The sequence below is a fragment of the Cupriavidus sp. 10L43_2 genome (genome assembly GCF_056395265.1).
In genome coordinates this window covers 106,419-125,153 of the sequence record NZ_JBFTJE010000011.1, presented here as the reverse complement: position 1 = coordinate 125,153, position 18,735 = coordinate 106,419, and the positions used below count along the sequence as shown (strand labels likewise).

Sequence of the window (18,735 nt, the reverse complement as noted above, 5' to 3'; positions counted from 1 at the left end):
ACGAATGGCGCGCGGCTGCCGCATCCACTGCGGGTAAAATGCCGGGCCAGCCGCTTCCGCGATGTGCGGTGTGCTGCCCGTCATGCCATCCTGCCCCCTCCGAGTGACTCCCCATCCTGCCGTCGCCCGCTGCCTGCGCCTGTGGCTCGCGCTGCTCTGCTGCCTGCTGCTGCCCACTTCGTTGGTAGCTGCAGTCGCCGCGGTCGCTGCCGCGCCGGTGCGCGTGCTTGTCGTCACGTCGAACGCCCACCTGCTGCCCGCCGCCGAAGCCGCCTTCCGCGCTGCGCACGGCAACGCGCTGGCCATGTTCACCTTCCGCACCGATGCCCCGGACGCCGCAACGCTGGCGCACGCCGATGTCATCTATGCACGATTCGCCCCGACCACGGTGCTGCGCGCGATGGCACCCGGCGTGCGCCAGGCCGCCGCGCGTGGTGCGCTGGTCTTCGGCGCCCCGGCGGAGAGCGTCGATGCGGCGTGGGGCCCGGTAGCGGCCCGGCGCGATGTTGCCGATGCCGCGCAGCCCTATTGGGAAGCGGGCGGCGTGGACAACCTCGCCGCCTTCCTCGCTCTCGCCGTGGCGGCGCGGCAGCGCATGCAAGGGCTGCCGGCGCAGGACGTGATCGCCGTGCCCGCCGTGCGCCCTGCGCCGGCGGCCGGCATCTACCATCCCCGCGCGGCGCAGCCGTTCGCGTCGCTGGCGGACTACCTCAAGTGGTACCGGCAGGCCGGCATCGTTGCCGACGGCGCGCCGCTGGTCGGCATCGCCTTCTACGCCACCCACTACCGCCAGCGTGACCTCGCCCATATCGACGCCCTGATCGCCGCGCTCGAGCGCCAGGGCGTGGGCGCGGTGCCGGTGTTCGGCTGGCCGCTTTCCGGGCTCGATGCGCTGGTCACGCAGGATGGCGTGTCGCCGTTGCGCGCACTGCTGGCGCTGAACCTGACCATTCCGCGCGCCGAGGACAAGGACTGGCTGGCGCGGCACGGCCTGCACACGATCAACCTGATTGCCTCGCGCGACAGCGAAGCCGGCTGGCGTGCCGATGTACGGGGCATCGCCGGGGAGCGGCTGCCGTTGCTGCTGACCGCACCCGAGCGCAGCGGGGCGACCGAGCCGATCCTGTTCGCCACGCAGGAAGGCGGGGAGGGGAGCCAGCGCAGCGCGGCGGTGCCCGAGCGCGTGGACGCCATCGTGGCGCGCGTGCGCCGCTGGATCGCGCTGCAGGACAAGTCGCCCGCCAGCAAGCACGTGGCGGTGCTCTACTACAACAACCCGCCCGGGCGCGGCAATCTCGGCGCCAGCTACCTGGCCACGCTGCCGTCGCTCACGCAGATCCTGCAGCGGCTGCGCGCGGCGGGTTATCAAACGGGCGATGACCTGCCAGACACCGCCACGCTGACCGCGCTGCTGGAAGCGAACGGGCGCAACATCGAAACCTGGTCGCCCGGCGAGCTGGCGCGCATGGTGCGCGGCGGCCACGTCACGCTGCTGCCGATGGCGCAGTACCGGCGCTGGTTCGACGCGCTGCCGCCCGCCTTCCGCGCCGCCGTCACGCAGGCCTGGGGCCCGCCCGAGCGCAATCCGCTGATGGTGGCGCGCGACCCACAGGGCGAGCCGGCCTTCGTGATTCCGGGCCTGCGTTTCGGCAATGTGTTCGTCGGCCCCCAGCCGCTGCGCTCGACCTTCGCGCGCGCGATGGATACCTCGCACGACACCATCACGCCACCGCCGCATTCCTACCTCGCCGCCTATCTCTGGTATCGCCATGCCTTCGGCGCCGATGCCGTGGTGCACGTGGGCCGGCACGGCACGCTGGAGTGGCTGCCCGGCAAGCAGGTGGGGCAGGCTGGCGACGACAGCGCCGAAGTGCTGCTCGGCGACCTGCCCAACGCCTACGTCTACATCCAGGATGGYGGCGGCGAGGCGATCCAGGCCAAGCGCCGCAGCGCCGCCGTGCTGGTGAGCCATCTGTCGCCGCTGCTGGCCAGCGCCGGCCAGCCGCCCGTGCTGGCGCAGCTCGACGAAGCCATCGAGCAGGCCGAGGCCACGCGGGGCAGCTCGCCCGAGCTATCGGCGCAGTACCGGCAGCAGGCCATCGCCCAGATGCGCACGCTGAAGCTCGACCAGCAACTGGGTCTCGATGCCGACGCGCCGTGGGCGCAGATCGAGCCGATCCTGCACGCCTTCCTGCACAAGGTGGAGGCCGAGCCGATGCCGCTGGGCATCCACGCGCTCGGCGAGATGCCGCCCGAGGCCGATCAGGCGGACGCGCTGGCGCTGCTGCTGTCGTCCCAACTGCGCAATTCCGCCCATGACGCCCGGGTGCACGGCTGGGCCGAGGATCTGGTCGCCGGCCGCGCGCCGTCGCTGGACGGACTGGCCGACGATCAGGCGCCTACTGTGCGGGCCGCGCTCCAACTCGCCCGGCAATGGCTGGCCGATCTGCGCGCATCGCCCCGGGGCGAACTGGATGGCCTCGTCACCGTGTTGTCGGGCCGCTATCTGCCGACCGGGCCGCTCGGTGACCCCGTGCGCACGCCCGACGGCCTGCCCACGGGCCGCAACCTCCATGCCTTCGATGGCGCGAAGATCCCCACGCCGGCAGCGTGGGCGCTCGGCAAGACCATGGCCGCGCAGACGCTGGCGCGCTATCGGCAGGAAACGGGGCGGCTGCCGGAGTCGGTGTCGATGGTGCTCTGGTACGGCGAAACGGAACGGCATCAGGGCGCGATGGAGGCCGAGGCGCTCTGGCTGATGGGCGTGACGCCGGTATGGAACGCGCGCGGCGGCGTGGAGGACGTGCGGCTGATTCCCGATGCCGAACTGGGCCGGCCGCGTGTGAACGTGCTGCTGACGATTTCCGGCATCTACCGCGATGGATTTGGCGACAAGGTGGCGCTGCTTGACAAGGCCGCGCGGCTGGCCGCTGCCGCCGGCGACAACGCCATCAGCCGTCACGACCGCACGGTGGCCGCCGCGCTGGTCGCCCGGGGCACGGACCCGGACACCGCCGGCAAACTGGCCCGCGCCCGCGTGTTCGCCGCCAAGCCCGGCAACTACGCCATCGGCGTGCAGCAGATGGTGGAGCAGAGCCGCGATGCGCAGGACGGCCCGGACGCCCTCGCGCGGCAGTACCTGCGCTACATGAACTTCGCCTATTCGGCCGAAGGCTGGGGCGCCAGCGCGCCGGATGCGCTGGCGAGCCATCTGGCCTCGAACGAGGCCGTGCTGTTCTCGCGCACCAGCACGCTGTACGGCGCGCTGGACAACGACGATACCTACCAGTACGCCGGCGGCCTGACCGCCGCCACGCGCGCGGTGCGCGGGCAGGCGCCGCGCTTCTGGCTGCACAACCTGCGCCGCGCCGGCGAGACGGATACCGTGGATGCCCGCACGTGGCTGGCCACGGAGTTGAACGCGCGGCAATGGAACCCGAAGTGGATCGGCGCGATGCAGCGCTCGGGCTATGCCGGCGCGCGCGAGATGTATAAGGAGATCGAGCATCTTTACGGCTTCCAGGCCACCGTGCCGGAGCAGATGCCGGGCGAGTTCTGGCAGCGCACCTATGACGTCTACGTGGCCGACAAGCTCGGCCTCGGCATGGACGCCTTCTTCCGGCAGGCCAATCCGCACGCGCAGCAGGGCATTCTGGCGCGGCTGCTCGAGGTGGACCGGCAGGGCAGCTATCGCTTCACGGACGAAGAACGCGCCGAGCTGCTGCGCCGCTACGCGGATGCCGTGCGGCGGGACGGCCTCTCGTGCACGGCCAATACTTGCGGCAACCCGGTGCTGATGGCGCACATCGCGCAGGCGGGCCGGGCGGCGCGGGTGGACCCGGCGCTGCTGCACGCGCTGGGCCGGGAGTTGGCCGATGCGGTGGTGGCGCCGGGGCCGGTGGCGCGGCCGTCGATGACGGCGAAGGCTGCGCCGACGCCGACGCCGACGCCCGCGCCCGCGCCAGCACCCGCCCCATCGCCACAGGCCGACCGCGCCCAGTCGGTGACGGGTCAACACCTCGTTCCGCGCGTGGCGCCGGTAGCGGCGGCATCGCCCGCCCGCTCGCACCATGGCCCGATAGCGCTGGCGCTGGCTTTGCTCGCCATCGCCCTGGGCGCCTTCCGGGAATGGCGTCGGGCGCGGCGCGCGGCGCCATCACCGTCGTCCGCCGCCGATGGACAGCCACCCCACATCTCTTTATCCTGATCGCCTTCACGCGACCCGCCCCGCCACTGGATTCCGCATGCACACCGCCATGATCCCCGCCACCCTCGTCGCCGGCTTCCTCGGCAGCGCCGCGCTGTCGGCGCGCTGACCCATGCACCTGCTGTCCACCCGGCCCGGCGGCTTTGTCGAGGACAGCGCTGTCGTGCTGCGCATCGCGCAGACGCCCGGCGAGATCGTCGTCCTAAGCGCGGCAGATACCACGCTGTCGCTGCTGGCCGGCGCGGTGCCGCGCCTCGGCCCCGGTTACCCGTCCGTGCGGTTGGCCAACCAGATGTACCTGCGCCAGCCGGCCTCGCTCGATCTCTATATCGACGAAGTGCTCCAGCACGCGCGCGTGGTGGTGGTGGACCATCTGGGCGGCGTCAACGACTGGGCTTACGGGCTGGAGCGGCTGCCGGAACTGGCCCGCGCGCGTGGCCAGTTGCTGGTGATGGGGTCCGGCGATCTGGCCGAGGACGACAACCTCGCCCGGCACGGCAACGCGCCCGCCGCGCTGTCCCATCAGCTCTGGCACTACCTGCGCGAAGGCGGCGCCGGCAACGCCGAGCAGTTTTTCCGCTGTCTGGCTCACCATGCCTTCGGCTGGGGCACACCCGCGCTGCCGCCGCAGGTGCTGCCCGAAGCCGCCATCCATCACCCGGAACGGACGGTCGCCACCGTCGAGGACTGGGCCGCGCGCTGGGCCGCCCACGGGCTGGCAGACGACGCCCCCGTGGTGGCGCTGCTGTTCTACCGCTCGCACCTGCAGGCCGGCAACACGGCCGTCTTCGACGCCATCGCCGATGCCTTGCTCGATGCCGGCCTGCGCCCGCTGCCGCTGGCGGTGACCTCGCTGAAGGCACCGCTCTGCCGTGAAGTGCTCCAGCGCCTGTGCGATGCGCACGAGGTGGCGCTCGTCCTCAACACCACGGCGTTCGCCGTCGCCTCGCTCGACAGCGTCGATGGCGAGGCGGACGCCCCGCTCGCCAACGATGCCCCGGTACTCCAGGTGATCCTGAGCGGCGGCAATCGCGAGGACTGGCTCGCCGACAGCCAGGGGCTGGGCACGCGCGACGTGGCGATGCACATCGCGCTGCCCGAGGTCGACGGGCGGATCATCACGCGCGCGGTCAGCTTCAAAGGGCTGGCCTACCGCTGCCCGCACACCGAGGCGGACATCGTGCAATACCAGCCGGACGCGGAGCGCGTGCGCTTTGTGGCGGAACTGGCGCACCGCTGGTGCCGGCTCCGCACGCTGCCCAACGCCGGGAAGCGCGTGGCGCTGGTGCTGGCCAACTATCCGGCCAGCGAAGGGCGCATCGGCAACGGCGTGGGGCTCGATACGCCGGCGTCGGTCGTGCACATCCTGGCCGCCCTCCATGCCGAGGGCTACGCCATCGACGCGCTGCCGGAGAACGGCGATGCGCTGATGCAGGGCCTGACGCGCGGCATCACCAACGACCTCGACCAGCACGCCGTGCGGCCCGCGTTCCAGAGCGTGATGGTGGACGACTACCGGCGCTGGCTGGCGGCGCTGCCGGCGGCGCTTCAGGACGCGATGACCGCGCGTTGGGGCGCGCCCGAAGCCGACCCGATGGTGCGTCAGGGCCGCTTCATGATCGCCGGCGTGCGCACCGGGCAGGTGTTCGTCGGCATTCAACCCGCGCGCGCCTATGGGGTGGACGGCGATGGCCTGGATGGCTACGCGAGCTATCACGATGCCGAACTCGTGCCGCCGCACGGCTACCTCGCGTTCTACTTCTGGCTGCGCCACGTGTTCGGCATCGACGCCATCGTGCACGTGGGCAAGCACGGCAACCTCGAATGGCTGCCGGGCAAGAGCGTGGCGCTCTCCGACGCCTGCTGGCCGGACGCCATCCTCGGTCCGCTGCCGCACCTGTACCCGTTTATCGTCAATGATCCGGGCGAGGGCGCGCAGGCCAAGCGCCGCACGCAGGCCGTGATCATCGATCACCTGATGCCGCCGCTCACGCGCGCCGAGAACTACGGGCCGCTGCAGGATCTGGAGCGGCAGGTGGACGAGTACTACGAGGCGCTGACCGTGGACGCGCGCCGCGCCCGGCTGCTGCGCAAGGAGATCCTGGCGACGATTGTCGGCCAGCAGCTGCACACGGAACTGGGGCTGGCGGCGCCGGCCGGCGGCGAGGAGGAAGACGCGCTGCTGAATCGCACCGATGCGTGGCTGTGCGAACTCAAGGAGTCGCAGATCCGCGATGGCCTGCACGTGTTCGGCCAGTCTCCGGCCGGCGTGCAGCGCCGGGACACGCTGGCGGCGCTGGCGCGTTTTCCGGTGGGCGATGGCCGGGACGCCCGGGCGGGGCTGCTGTCGGCGATGGGCGCCGACCTCTCGCTGGGCGACGACTTCGACCCGCTCGACGCTGACTGGGCCGCGCCGTGGCTGGGGCCACGCCCGGCGCTGCTGGCGGACATCGACGCCGGCCCGTGGCGCCACCATGGCGACACGCGCGAGCGGCTGGAAATGCTGGCACTGCGCCTGCTTGACGGGGGGCTGGACGACGAGGCACCCCTGCCGCACACCGCGCAGGTTCTCGCCCGGCTGCGCCAGGAAGTGGCGCCACGGCTGGACGCCTGCGGCGCACAGGAACTGACGCAGCTAATGCGCGGCCTCGCCGGGCGCTTCGTGCCACCCGGCCCGAGCGGGGCGCCCTCGCGCGGCCGGCCGGATGTGCTGCCCACCGGCCGCAACTTCTATTCGGTGGATACCCGTGCGGTGCCCACGCGCACGGCGTGGACGCTCGGCCTGCGCGCGGCCAACCTGCTGATCGAACGGCACCTGCAGGAACACGGCGAATATCCGCGCGCGGTGGGCCTGTCGGTCTGGGGCACGGCGACCATGCGCACCGGCGGCGACGACATCGCCCAGGCCATGGCCCTGCTCGGCGTGCGGCCCAAGTGGGCGCAGGGCAGCCATCGCGTGGTGGACTTCGAGATCCTGCCGATGGCCAACTTCGGCCGCCCGCGCGTGGACGTGACGCTGCGCGTGTCCGGCTTCTTCCGCGATGCCTTCTCCAACCTCGTGGCGCTGTTCGACGCCGCCGTGCGCGCCGTGGCGGATCTCGACGAGCCGGCGGACGTCAACCCGATCCGCGCCCGCGTGCTGGCGGAGCAGGCGCGGCTGCAAGCCGAGGGCGCCGCGCCGGACGAGGCGCGCGAGCGCGCCGGGTGGCGCGTCTTCGGCGCAAGACCCGGCGACTACGGCACCGGCCTCCAGGCCCTGATCGACGGCCGCCAGTGGCAGGACGACGCGGACCTCGCCCACGCCTACCTGCACGCGGGTGGTTACGCCTACGGGCAGCGTGCCGATGGCATCGACGCGCGCGACGCCTTCGCCACCCGGCTGGCCGAGATCGACGCCGTGGTGCAGAACCAGGACAACCACGAGCACGACCTGCTCGACGCCAACGACTACTACCAGTTCCAGGGCGGYATGGTKGCCGCMGTGCGGCATCTGGGCGGCGAGCAGCCGGYGATCTATCACGGCGATCACGCCAACCCGGCCGCGCCGCGCGTGCGCACGCTGGGCGAGGAAATCGCCCGCGTGATCCGGGCGCGGGTGGTCAATCCCAAGTGGATGGATGGCGCGCGCCGGCACGGCTACAAGGGCGCGTTCGAGATGGCCGCCACCGTGGACTACCTGTTCGGCTACGATGCCACGACGCGCGTGGTGGGCGACCACCAGTACGCGCTGGTGGCGGACGCCTACGTCCACGATCCCGTCAATCGCGAATTCCTCGCCCGGCACAATCCGCGCGCGCTGCAAGGCATCTGCGAGCGGCTGCTGGAGGCCATGGAACGCGGGCTCTGGCAAGAACCGGGCGCCCAGCGCGGCCGGATCGAACAACATCTGCTCGATAACGAGCAGCGCATCGAAGGTCAATCCTTATGAGTCCCGTCACCGTCGTGCGACATCCGTTTCCGTTCAGCGCCCTGGTCGGCCAGGCGCGGCTGCAACAGGCGTTGCTGCTGGCTGCCGTCGATCCCGGCATCGGCGGCGTACTGGTCACCGGGCCGCGCGGCACGGCCAAGTCCACGGCGGCGCGCGCGCTGGCGGAGCTGCTGCCGCATGGCCACTTCGTCACGCTGCCGCTGGGCGCCAGCGAGGAACAGCTAACCGGCACGCTGGACCTGAGCCACGTGCTGCAGCAGGGCGAGGTGCGCTTCGCGCCGGGCCTGCTGGCGCGCGCGCACGAGGGCGTGTTGTATGTGGATGAGGTCAACCTGCTGCCGGACCCGCTGGTGGACCAGCTGCTCGACGTGGCGGCCAGCGGCGTGAACGTGGTGGAGCGCGATGGCGTGTCCCATCAGCACGCGGCGCGCTTCGTGCTCGTCGGCACGATGAATCCGGAGGAGGGCGAGTTGCGCCCGCAGCTGCTCGACCGCTTCGGCCTCGCGCTGGCGCTCGACAACTACGCCGACCCGGCCACGCGGCAGGCCATCGTGCGCGCCCGGCTGGCGTTCGATACCGACCCGGAGGCGTTCCGCGCCGCCGTGGCGACGGCCCAGCAGGCGCTGGCGGCGCAGGTCGCCCGGGCGCGCGGCGCGCTCGGCGGGCTGGATTTCTCCGATGCCGTGCACGCCCATGTCAGCGCGCTGTGCCTGGCGGCGGCGGTGGATGGCGTGCGGGCGGACCTCGTCATGCTGCGCGCCGCACGCGCGCTGGCCGCGTGGGACGGCGCCCCGGCGGTGACCGTGGCGCATGTGGATGCCGTGGCGGAGCTGGTGCTCCATCATCGTCGCCATGCGGGGTCGCCGGCATCCCCCGAAGCTGGCCAAGTGGATTCGGCCGGGGAGCGTGCCACGGCGCCCGCGCCGCAGGACAACCCGTGGGGCGCCATGCCGCCCCCGGCTGACACCGCCGCCGGCATCGCCAGCATCAAGCCGCTGCGCGCCTTCGGGAATCGCCCGCCAAAAAAAGCCTGAGCCACCGGCAGGCCGCCGGGCAGGTCCGGCAAGGCGGCAACCGGTGGCAGACTCCGCGTCCGATGCCACGTCCGGCCACACCGGGCGCGGGCGTGCCCGGGGCGCGCATCCACTGGCCGCGCACGCTGGCGGCCAAGCGGCAGGCGCGGCTGGCCGCCGAGCACCTGCGCCACCGGCGGGCCGATGCACGCGCTGGCGTGCTCCACTGCGTGGCGCTCGACTGTTCCGGCTCGATGACGCAGGGCGAGCAGCTCGCGCTGGCCAAGGGCGTGCTCGTGCGGCTGCTGGAGCGCGCCTACCAGTCCCGCGCGGACGTGGCGCTGGTCTGCTTTGCCGGGCAGCAGGCCGAAGTCCGGCTCGCGCCGTCGCGCGCACGGTACTGGAACGCCGACTGGATCCGCCCGATTGCCGGCGGCGGCGGCACCCCGCTGGCGCTGGGCGTGGCGCGCGCCGGCCAGTTGCTCGAGGCGCAGGCCCGCCACCGGCCGATGCAGCGGCGCTGGCTCTGGCTGCTGACCGATGGGCGCAGCGGTGAACTGCCGCCCCGGCCCGCCTGGGCCGATCACGTGGTGGTCGTCGACGTGGAGCGACGCGCCGTGGCGCTCGGCCGCTGCCGCGCGCTGGCCACGGCGTGGGACGCCGACTACCGCGACGCCGCCGCATTGATCGACTAAGTTCGACTAAAAGCCACCCTTGCGCCACATCCCCCTTCCGTGGGGCATGCCCGGCCTAAAGTCCCGGACCCGACTGGCCGTTAGCCCATCGATAGCCCCGACACGCAACGACGAACAGCGGGGCACTACGAGGAGCGGACGGCATCATGGCTTGGGACAACTTGAGTATGCGCACGCGGCTGGGCGCGGCGTTTGGCGTGGTCGTGCTGTTGGTGGCGGTCATGATGACACTGGCGCTCGGGCGCATTGGCGAGCTGGAGCAGCGCGCGGCGGCCGCGCCGGACAAGCCCGCCGCCACGGCTCAGGCTGTGCCCCCGAACGAGGACAACACCCGCACCTGGATTTGGGGCCTGGGCGGCGCCGTGCTGCTGGCTAGCGTGGTGTGCTGGTTCCGCCTGACGCGCGCCATCGAGATCCCGCTCAAGGAGGCCGAGTTCATCGCCGAAACCGTGGCGGCGGGCGACCTCAGCAAGGAATTCGAGACCGAGCGGGGCGGCGATTTCGGCCGCCTGCTGGGCGGGCTGGGCGAGATGGAGGACATGCTGACGGACCTGGTCACGCGCATCAAGGCGTCCAGCGATTCGATCTCGTCGGCGTCGCACCAGATTGCCGCTGGCAATACCGATCTGTCCCAGCGCACCGAGGAACAGGCCGCCACGCTCGAGGAAACGGCATCCAGCATGAGCGAGCTGACCGCCATGGTGAAGCAGAACACCGAGCGCGCACGCACGGCCAACGGGCTGGCGGCGTCCGCGTCTGGCGTGGCCGAGCGCGGCGGCGCCATCGTCGGCAATGTCGTGGAGACCATGCAGGCCATCAGCGCCAGCTCCCGCAAGGTGACGGACATCATCGCCGTGATCGAGGGCATCGCCTTCCAGACCAATATCCTGGCGCTGAACGCCGCCGTGGAAGCGGCACGCGCGGGTGAGCAGGGGCGCGGCTTCGCCGTGGTGGCGGGCGAGGTGCGCACGCTGGCCCAGCGCAGCGCGGCGGCGGCCAAGGAAATCAACGTGCTGATCAACGATTCGGCGCGGCAGGTGGAGTCGGGCTCGTCGCTGGTGGGGCAGGCCGGTCAGACCATGGCGGAAATCGTCCAGTCGGTGCGGCATGTGACCCAGATCCTGGGCGAGATCGCCGAGGCCTCCGAGCACCAGAGCGGCGGCATCGAGCAGGTCAACGAGGCGGTGGCGCAGATGGACGAGGTGACGCAGCAGAACGCCGCGCTGGTGGAAGAGGCCGCCGCGGCGTCTGCGGCGCTGGCCGAGCAGGCCCAGCAACTCCAGCATGTGGTGGGCGAGTTCAAGCTCGACGACGAGCCGGTCCGGCCGGCGGCACGCCAGGCGCTGGGCGTCCAGGCCAGGCTGGCGCGCGCCTGACTTTACTCATATCTGATACCTAATATCTAAGGGGCGATGTCCGGCGCGGCGGCGACGCCCAGGTCGCCGCTCTGGAGATAGGCGATCACCGGCGCCCAGAACGCCTGCGCGTGCGCAGGTTCGATGGCGGCGTTGTGGGGCAGGTCCTCGAAGATCTCGAGCCGGCTCGGCGCGCGCGCCATCTGCGCCAGATATTCGCCATGGCTGAACGGGATGGTCTGGTCCTGCCGGCTGTGGATCAGCAGCAGCGGCATGCGCAGCTTGCGGATGCGCGCGGCGTTGTTCCACGGCTCCGGCAGCATCCACGCCAGCCACGCGGGCACCCGCCCCGTGACCACCGCCGCCGCACGCGCGGAGCGGAAACCGGCGCCAATCACGGCGCCGTCCGGGCTGGGCCGCAGCCGGCCAATCACATCGAGCAGAATCCCACTTCCCAGCGAATAGCCCATCACGTGGCGCCGCGCCGCAGCCGGCGTGGCGGCGATGAACTGGAGGTAGCCGGCCAGCGCGTCCTGACGCAGGTTGCGCACCGAGGGCCGCCCGGTACTCGCGCCATAGCCGCTGTAATCGAACACGAAGGAGCCGATGCCGGCCGCGTGGAGCATGGCCTGGACCGGCGCCCAGTCGGTCAGGGATTCGGAATCGCCGTGAAACACGCACAGCGCCGGGCCGCTCGGATCGGGCGCGGCGACGAATGAGGCGTGCAGCGTGCGATCCCCGCTGGCGAAGGTGTACTGGCGGGACGGCACGCCGAGGTGGTCGGGGGTGACATCCCCGATCGGGATGGTGACGAAAGCGTCACGTTCCATCATCCGGAAGACCAGCCAGCGGCCTAGACTTGCGGCCACTGCGACGCCAGCCACGCCGGCAACCCAGCGTTTCAGGGGACGGGAGCCAGCAGCGGGCGGAGTGGGCAGCGGGGCAGACATGGCGGGCCGGGGCGCGGGGGATGTGATAAGCCTAGCACCCGATGGGCCGGGGCGCCGGCCGCAAGAGAGACAGGCTATCGGCCTCATAAATAAGTTTTCGGCGCGATCCCCAGATTCGCCTTGCTTGTCTATCTACCAGTAGATATTATCCAACCCATGGACTCGCCGCACAAACCAAGCGGTGGTCTGAGCAAGACCTCGAACGGGGCCTTCCAGAGCCAAAATATCTATCTAGTGGTAGATAGCATCGGAAGGTAGCCCCGGCAAACGCAGCCAATACAAGGAGCTTCACCATGAACGCCAAGACCATCCTCAGTGCCGCCGCTCTCGCCGCCGCCTTCGTCACGGGCGCTGCCCAGGCCGCTCCCGCCAGCAACCAGACCGGTGAAGCCTACGGTTACGGCTACCGCGTGAACGACGCACGCAGCCCGTACAGCGACGGTGCCCGCGACGTACATCGCCCCCGCAACCCGTTCGTGGACGGCGCCCGCGTGAATGATCAGCGCAGCCCGTTCTCCGATGGCGCCCGCGCCGGCAAGTTCGACCCGTACACCGACGGCACCCACACCGTGGCCGGCCGCGACCGCACCGGCGTCTCCGCCGAACCGGGCCGCGCGGATGATTCGGCTGTCGAAACCGCTTAAACCATTTCTACCATCGCCCCGCCGCGGATCGCGGCAAGCGGTACCGGCCGGCGCCCCAAAAGGGTGCCGGCCTTCCTGACGTTGACATCGGGGTAATCCCGGTTGAGTATCTATCTGCGTGTAGATAAACTTTGCCCCATGAAAACCCAACCCGTCCGTGAGCAGCTGCTCGAACACACGCTGGTACTGATTCGCCGCCGTGGTTTCAATGGCTTCAGTTACCGCGATCTGGCCGAGCTGGTGGGGGTCAAGACCTCCAGCATCCACTATTACTTTCCGTCCAAGGACGACCTCGTCCTGGAAGCGGTGAAGGAATACAGCGCGCGCATCGTCGAGCGCCTGCGCAATATCGACCCCGAACTGCCGGTGCTGGAACAGGCCCGCCAGTACCTGGAGCCGCTGCGCGCCACCTGCGGATCTGACCAGATCTGCCTGGCCGGCATGCTCTCCACCGAGGTGCTGTCCCTGCCCGAGCCCGTGCACAAGGTGCTCAAGGATTTCTATCACATCAACGAGGCCTGGCTCGCCAAGCTGCTCGAACGTGGCCAGGAGCAGCGCGAGACCTTGTACCCCGTGCCGCCCGAAATGCTCGCGCAAGTACTGTATGGCGCGCTCCAAAGCGGCCTGATCGCCGCGCGCCTGTTCGGCACGCAGGAGCGCCTCGAAGCCGCCGCCGAAACCCTGCTCGGCGCCCTGTGCAACAAACGCGCCGCCGCACTGCTCGGCAAGACCTGCGCCTGACGTAGTCGCTGCATAAAAAACCGCCGGATGGCCGCAAGGCCTCCGGCGGTTTTTGTTTCTCGAACTGGGAATTGCACCCGAACAGGCAACGCGCCTCGACGCCGTGTCCCGGCAGCAGATCAAAGAGGACCGTTCTTCTCGACCATCGCGCACAACCACCCCCCATCGTCATGCGGCAGGTCATGTCCCGCCCACGGGTGGCGGAGGTGCTGCGCCTGCCAGGCCGCCGCGATGCGGGTCGAGCAGATCGGGTTGACCAGACGGTCGGCGTCCGAGGAGAGGATCAGCGTGGGGCAGGGCGGGGCGGAGGGGGTTGCCCGGTAGCGGGCGGCGGCCAGCAGTTGGCGGAGGGCCGCCGCGCGGATGACCGGGGCGGATTGGCCGATGGTGACCCACTCCGCCAGGTCGGCGTCGCGGGTGTCCATCCGTTCGCAGGTCAGCCGGTGGACCGTGCGCTCGCAGCGGGCGCGGTCGTGCCAGTGGTTGGCCATGCCGATGAGCGCGGCCCAGTTCTGGGGGCGCAGGCGCTGCGGCATGGTGCTGAAGGGACGCATGCTCGTGTTGATCAGCACCAGTCCGGCCACTTCCCCGGGGTAGCTTTGGGCCCATTCGGTGGCGACCATGGCGCCGAGCGACATCGCCAGGATGCGGCATGGCGCGGCCACCCCGTCGGCGCGGGCCGTGGCGCGTACGGCTTCCATGATGCCGCGCACGTCGGCGGGCACCAGCGCGTGGCGGGCGGTGCCGTTGCCGGGCAGGTCGATCAGGGACGGGTGGCCCAGGCCGCGAGCGGTCCATAGCGCCGGCAGGTCGCCCCAGTGCCGCGATTCGCGGGTGAGGCCGCGCAGGAAGATCCACGGGTTCATGGTGCCGGTTTCCGGTCTTGCCAGTGCGCGCTTGCCTGCGCCAGCAACTGCTGTCGATGGTCGCCCTGGGGCAGCCATCGCTCCGGGGCGAAGGCGGTGCGCCCGAGGAAATCGAACAGGCTCACATGCCGGCGCAGCACGCGCGCCGTGCGGTGGGCCTTGATCGGATTGAAAATGCCCGCGCGCGAGAAAAGCTGGCGGGGATTCTTCTTGATCCACAGCCACGAGCCCAGCTCCAGCGTCATCGGCAGGAACAACGTGCCCGCCGGCGCGCGGTCGTAGGCGTAGTCCCACAGGTCGCCGTGCAGCAGGTACTGATGGCTCTGGGGTTCGAAGGCGTAGCCGTGGTGCGGGTGGGCCTGCTCGAACATGGTCTTGAGCAGGTACATCTCGGGCAGGTGCGCCATCGGCGCGTGGGTGCGCGCGTAGGGGAACCAGATGCTGTCGCGCCAGCCATAGCCGGAATGGCAATCCACCGCGAAACTGAGCGGCCGGCCCAGCAGTTCGTCCTCCACCACGCGCAGCAGCGCGGCAGCCTCGGGCTCCATCGGCGCGCCGGCGCGGCCGCGATACCACGGCAGCCAGGCGCCGAGGCGCTGCCCGCCGGCCAGGAAGGGCACGCGCGCATCGGCGTTCTGCGGCGCGTTGCGCATCAGGTCCACACCCCGGGGATTGGCGCGCGTGGCCGCGTACATGCCGCCGGGGTTGACGATCGGCATGAAGACCAGCTTCACGGCCTGTAGCTCGCGGTGGAGCAGTTCGTCCCATTGCAGGCGGCACAGCAGCGAGCGCATGTAGTCCAGCACCAACTGAGTGCCGATGCGCTCGAGCCCGTGAATGCCGCCGAAGATGCCGATGGCCGGCGCGTCGGGCGCGTCCGTGCCCAGCGCCGCCACATGGACCCCAAATGAGCGGCCGTCCACGGTTACCTCGCACGCCACGCGCGACCGGAACCACGGAGCGCCCAATTCCAGCAGCGTCAGCAACTGGTCGTACTCGGGAAAGCTGGGGCGGCCCGGGTCGGTCATCGGCGGAGGGGGTCCTTGGGGGCGGTGCGGTGGGGGCGTGAGGCTCAGGTCAACTCAGGTCAACTCAGTCAACTCAGGTCAACTCAGTTCAATATAGGTGCAGGTTGCAGAACCTCGCAATGCCGTTGCGCCGCGCTGCCCGGCAGGACCAGGCAGTCCAGCAGCGCGCGCACCAGCCGTGTCCCGCTGCGGATCTTGAGGCTGTAGAGATATTCGTGGATGACCGGCGCCTGGCTGGCGAAGGGCACCACGCAGAGCGCGGGGTCGCGCGGCACCTCGCCCACGGGCATCACGCTGGCGCCGAGGTTGTGCCGGATCGCCTCGCAGATGGCTTCGCGGCTGCCGATCACGGTATGGGGCGGGAGGTCGATGCCCACCGCGCCCAGCGCCGCCTCGGTGGCCTCGCGAGTCATCGACCCTTGTTCGCGCACGATCAGGTGGCAGGTGGCCAGTTCGGCCACCTCCACGCGCGGACGGCGCGCCAGCGGGTGGAGCGGATGGGCGACCAGCACCATCGGGTCGGCGGCGAGCATGACGCGGGAGAGCCGGTCGTCGTCCACCGCGTGCGACGACACCGCGGCATCGATCCGGTATTCGAACAGCGCGTCGAGCATCTGCCGGGAATTGCCGATCTCGATGCTGATCGCCACGGCCGGGTAGCGCTCCCGGAACGCAGCCACGCTGCGCAGGATGTAATAGGGGCCAGTGGCGCCAATCCGCAGGCTGCCCAGCCGCAGGTTGCCGGCGTTGCGGAGCAGGAAATCGGCCTCGCCCTCCTGCTGCATCATCTGCTCGGCCAGCGGCATGAGGGCCACGCCGACGTCGCTGAGGTCGAGCCGGCTGGCGCGGCGGTGGAACAGTTCCACGCCGTAGAGCACTTCCAGCTGGCGGATGCGGCCGGTGACGGTGGGCTGGCTGAGGCGCAGCTGCCGGGCCGCGCTCGTGATGCTGCCTTGTCGCGCCACTTCATAGAACGTCATCAGCAGATCGCCAAGCATGGGGCTCCCATCGAGTTCAGGACGAACCCGCGAGCCTAGCCCGTCAATGTGACAGTGGTGAGTATGACGGCGTTCCCCCCTCCCCAAAGGGAGAGGGGAGAACGCCGGACGCGGGTTTAGCTCCCCATCGCCGGATCGGACACCGTGTGGGTGCCGTTCTCCAGGCGGCCGGCAAAGCGGCGCGAGAAGCCGCCCTGCTGGGTGGTCACCGTGAAGTCATACCAGTTGCCCTGCGACTTCACCGGGAAGGGCTGGTCGAGTTCCTTGCCGGCGGGCAGCTCGAAGGTCCACGGGCCGTCCGTGCGGTAGGCGTTGGGCACCACCGTGAACGTACAGGCCGTCGTGCCGCGGTTGATCAGCGTCAGCCAGACCTTGGGCTCGTCGGATTCCTCGTAGCACACGCGGATCTCCGGCGCGGCGCCGCCGCCGGCTTCCTTCTGGGCGCTCACGTCGCCGATAAAGGCGCGATGGTAGCCATTCGGGCCAAGTACCCAGAGGTCATAGCGGCCGCTGTCGGTGGCGTAGACATCCCAGGTGGCGTCGATGCCCTTGCCCGCCTCCACCGCATAGCGGCGCGGCACGCTGCCCAGGTGCAGGCGATCGTACACATGGAACACTGCGGCCTGCGTGCCGTCATTGCGGAACTTGAGGACCATGGCGCGGTTGACCGGATCTTCCAGCCCGCTGGTGTGCAGCGTGTACGGCAGCGCGCGCGAGGGCCGCGTGCCGCTGGCCTGCGTCGGCATGGTCTGCGCCGCCACGGTCGGGGTGGGAATCTGCGCCAGCGCTTCCTGCTGGGTGCGCTGGGCGTCCGCGCCGGTCTTGTCGAGGCCCGTGAAGGAGATCGACGTGGTGCCGTTCGGGTTGATGAAGTCGAACGCAGTCATCATGTCGCCCATCACCGCGCGGCGATAGGGGCTGATGTTGGTCTCCTGCACGCCGAATCGCTGCTCGAGGAAGCGCAGCACCGAGGTGTGGTCGAACGCCTGCGAGTTGACCCAGCCGCCACGGCTCCACGGCGACACCACGTACATCGGCACGCGCGGACCGGGGCCGAACGGGGTCTTGTCCACGCTGTAGTACTCGGTGGCGGCGTCCATCGTGGTAGCGCCGACGGGCTTGCCCGCCGCATCCAGCGCCGGCGCGCAGGGCGGCGGCACGTGGTCGAAGAAACCGTCGTTTTCGTCGAAATTGATCAGCAGGACGGTCTTGCTCCAGATGTCCGGGTTGGCCGTCAGCGCGTTGAGCACCTCCTGGGTGTACCAGGCGCCCTGGACCGGACTCGACGGCCCCGGGTGCTCCGAGTACGTGGCCGGTGCCACGATCCACGATACCTGCGGCAGCGTGCCGGCGGCGATGTCGTCGCGCAGCGCCTGCAGGAAGCCGCCGTCCGGCATGGTGTTGGCGATGCCTTTGAACAGCGGGTTCACGGTGTCGTTGGCCGCCGTGTAGGCCGGGTAGGGCGCACCGTTGGCCGCGTTGCCGAGCGCGGCGTTGGCGGCGCGGTACTGGGCGAAGCCGGCCAGCGGGTTGTCGGTGAAGTTGTCCGGCATGTTCTGGTAGACCTTCCAGGTCACGCCGGCGGTCTGCAGGCGTTCCGGGTAGGTCGTCCAGGTGTAGTTGATGCCGGTGGCGTCGAGCGAGTCGCCGCTGTTGTCGATCACCGGGCCGCCCTTCTGGCCGAACGGGTCGTTGGTGCCGGTCCAGTGGAACAGGCGGTTGGTGTTGGTGCCGCCGTGGAAGCTGCAGTGGTAGGCATCGCACAGCGTGAAGGCGTCGGCCAGCGCGAACTGGAATTCCACCTCCTTCTGCTTGTAGTAACCCATCGACTGGCGCTGCTTGGAGGTCGGCCAGGCGCTCATGCGGCCCAGGTCCCAGGCGGCCTGGCCGTCCGGCTGGCTGTGCGGGGTGCCGCTCACGCGCTGGGCGTTGCCGGCGGTGCTGTCCAGGTGGTACGGCAGCACCACGCGGTTGGTGTTGCCGCTGGCGTAGGTCTGCTGGAAGACGTTGCGGCCGCCCGGCAGCGGGATCGGGAAGCGGTCACCGAAGCCCCGCACGCCCTTGAAGGTGCCGAAGTAGTTGTCGAACGAGCGGTTTTCCTGCATCAGGATCACCACGTACTGCACGTCCTGGATCGACTTGTTGACGTTGTTGGCCGGAATGGCCAGTGCGCGGCGAATAGCCGGCGGAAACGCGGCGAGCGCGGCGGTTGCGGCGGCACTGCCGCCTGCCATCTTGAGAAAATTGCGTCGGCTGCTGGAGTTCATGTCGAGTTCTGCCCTGAGCGGTTCTGGATTCGAGGAGGTGGGA

Annotated in this window: 12 protein-coding genes; 7 read left to right on the top strand and 5 right to left on the bottom strand. The window is 70.3% G+C overall.

From position 1 onward, the window contains the following. The first annotated feature begins 103 nt into the window (after positions 1–103). The 5 genes from AC1DEL_RS16970 (at position 104) to AC1DEL_RS16950 (ending at position 11,219) form a co-directional block, all read left to right on the top strand. Positions 104–4,207: a cobaltochelatase subunit CobN gene (locus AC1DEL_RS16970; protein WP_477126036.1), complete on the top strand. Its 4,104-nt coding sequence runs from the start codon at positions 104–106 to the stop codon at positions 4,205–4,207. 112 nt (positions 4,208–4,319) lie between these two features. Beyond that, positions 4,320–8,135: a cobaltochelatase subunit CobN gene (gene cobN, locus AC1DEL_RS16965; protein ID WP_477159131.1), complete on the top strand. Its 3,816-nt coding sequence runs from the start codon at positions 4,320–4,322 to the stop codon at positions 8,133–8,135. Then, positions 8,132–9,169: a magnesium chelatase ATPase subunit I gene (locus AC1DEL_RS16960; RefSeq protein WP_441592889.1), complete on the top strand. Its 1,038-nt coding sequence runs from the start codon at positions 8,132–8,134 to the stop codon at positions 9,167–9,169. The genes cobN and AC1DEL_RS16960 overlap by 4 nt, the downstream gene beginning before the upstream one ends. 62 nt (positions 9,170–9,231) lie before the next feature. Then, entirely contained in the window at positions 9,232–9,843 is a 612-nt protein-coding gene (locus tag AC1DEL_RS16955; protein ID WP_092297147.1) for a vWA domain-containing protein, read from the top strand. A gap of 146 nt (positions 9,844–9,989) precedes the next feature. Beyond that, positions 9,990–11,219, top strand: coding sequence for a methyl-accepting chemotaxis protein (locus tag AC1DEL_RS16950; RefSeq protein WP_441644276.1), 1,230 nt, complete (start codon positions 9,990–9,992; stop codon positions 11,217–11,219). 26 nt (positions 11,220–11,245) lie between these two features. On the opposite strand, the gene AC1DEL_RS16945 is transcribed toward AC1DEL_RS16950, so the two are convergent. Beyond that, positions 11,246–12,067 (bottom strand): alpha/beta hydrolase, encoded by an 822-nt coding sequence (locus AC1DEL_RS16945; RefSeq protein WP_477126034.1) that lies wholly within the window; start codon positions 12,065–12,067, stop codon positions 11,246–11,248. 374 nt (positions 12,068–12,441) lie between these two features. Between AC1DEL_RS16945 and AC1DEL_RS16940 the strand changes: the two genes are divergently transcribed. Together AC1DEL_RS16940 and AC1DEL_RS16935 are read left to right on the top strand one after the other, a co-directional pair. Then, positions 12,442–12,792: a hypothetical protein gene (locus tag AC1DEL_RS16940; protein WP_092297157.1), complete on the top strand. Its 351-nt coding sequence runs from the start codon at positions 12,442–12,444 to the stop codon at positions 12,790–12,792. Between the two features lie 138 nt (positions 12,793–12,930). After that, entirely contained in the window at positions 12,931–13,533 is a 603-nt protein-coding gene (locus AC1DEL_RS16935) for a TetR/AcrR family transcriptional regulator (protein ID WP_092297160.1), read from the top strand. Between the two features lie 119 nt (positions 13,534–13,652). On the opposite strand, the gene AC1DEL_RS16930 is transcribed toward AC1DEL_RS16935, so the two are convergent. The 4 genes from AC1DEL_RS16930 to AC1DEL_RS16915 all read right to left on the bottom strand — a co-directional run bounded on the left by AC1DEL_RS16930 (position 13,653) and on the right by AC1DEL_RS16915 (position 18,692). Then, the gene (locus AC1DEL_RS16930) at positions 13,653–14,399 is read right to left on the bottom strand and encodes an alpha/beta fold hydrolase (protein ID WP_477126033.1); all 747 of its coding nucleotides are present in this window, start codon (positions 14,397–14,399) and stop codon (positions 13,653–13,655) included. Next, positions 14,396–15,427 carry a M14 family zinc carboxypeptidase gene (locus AC1DEL_RS16925; protein WP_477126032.1) on the bottom strand — a complete coding sequence of 344 codons (1,032 nt, stop codon included), beginning with the start codon at positions 15,425–15,427 and terminating at the stop codon, positions 14,396–14,398. Before AC1DEL_RS16925 ends, AC1DEL_RS16930 begins: the two co-directional genes overlap by 4 nt. 83 nt (positions 15,428–15,510) lie before the next feature. After that, a complete protein-coding gene (locus tag AC1DEL_RS16920) occupies positions 15,511–16,425 on the bottom strand; it encodes a LysR substrate-binding domain-containing protein (RefSeq protein ID WP_092297168.1) in 915 nt (304 codons plus the stop codon). A 116-nt stretch (positions 16,426–16,541) separates the two neighbouring features. Then, complete coding sequence (locus AC1DEL_RS16915; protein WP_441644272.1) at positions 16,542–18,692, bottom strand: phosphocholine-specific phospholipase C; 2,151 nt, start codon at positions 18,690–18,692, stop codon at positions 16,542–16,544. Positions 18,693–18,735 lie beyond the last annotated feature (43 nt).

Bases quoted from the DNA above. Each gene is read 5' to 3' on its own strand.
- AC1DEL_RS16960 (WP_441592889.1), top strand. From the start codon at position 8,132: ATGAGTCCCGTCACCGTCGTGCGACATCCGTTTCCGTTCAGCGCCCTG.
- AC1DEL_RS16955 (WP_092297147.1), top strand. From the start codon at position 9,232: ATGCCACGTCCGGCCACACCGGGCGCGGGCGTGCCCGGGGCGCGCATC.
- AC1DEL_RS16920 (WP_092297168.1), bottom strand. From the start codon at position 16,425: ATGCTTGGCGATCTGCTGATGACGTTCTATGAAGTGGCGCGACAAGGC.
- AC1DEL_RS16930 (WP_477126033.1), bottom strand. From the start codon at position 14,399: ATGAACCCGTGGATCTTCCTGCGCGGCCTCACCCGCGAATCGCGGCAC.
- AC1DEL_RS16915 (WP_441644272.1), bottom strand. From the start codon at position 18,692: ATGAACTCCAGCAGCCGACGCAATTTTCTCAAGATGGCAGGCGGCAGT.
- AC1DEL_RS16935 (WP_092297160.1), top strand. From the start codon at position 12,931: ATGAAAACCCAACCCGTCCGTGAGCAGCTGCTCGAACACACGCTGGTA.
- AC1DEL_RS16950 (WP_441644276.1), top strand. From the start codon at position 9,990: ATGGCTTGGGACAACTTGAGTATGCGCACGCGGCTGGGCGCGGCGTTT.
- AC1DEL_RS16925 (WP_477126032.1), bottom strand. From the start codon at position 15,427: ATGACCGACCCGGGCCGCCCCAGCTTTCCCGAGTACGACCAGTTGCTG.
- AC1DEL_RS16940 (WP_092297157.1), top strand. From the start codon at position 12,442: ATGAACGCCAAGACCATCCTCAGTGCCGCCGCTCTCGCCGCCGCCTTC.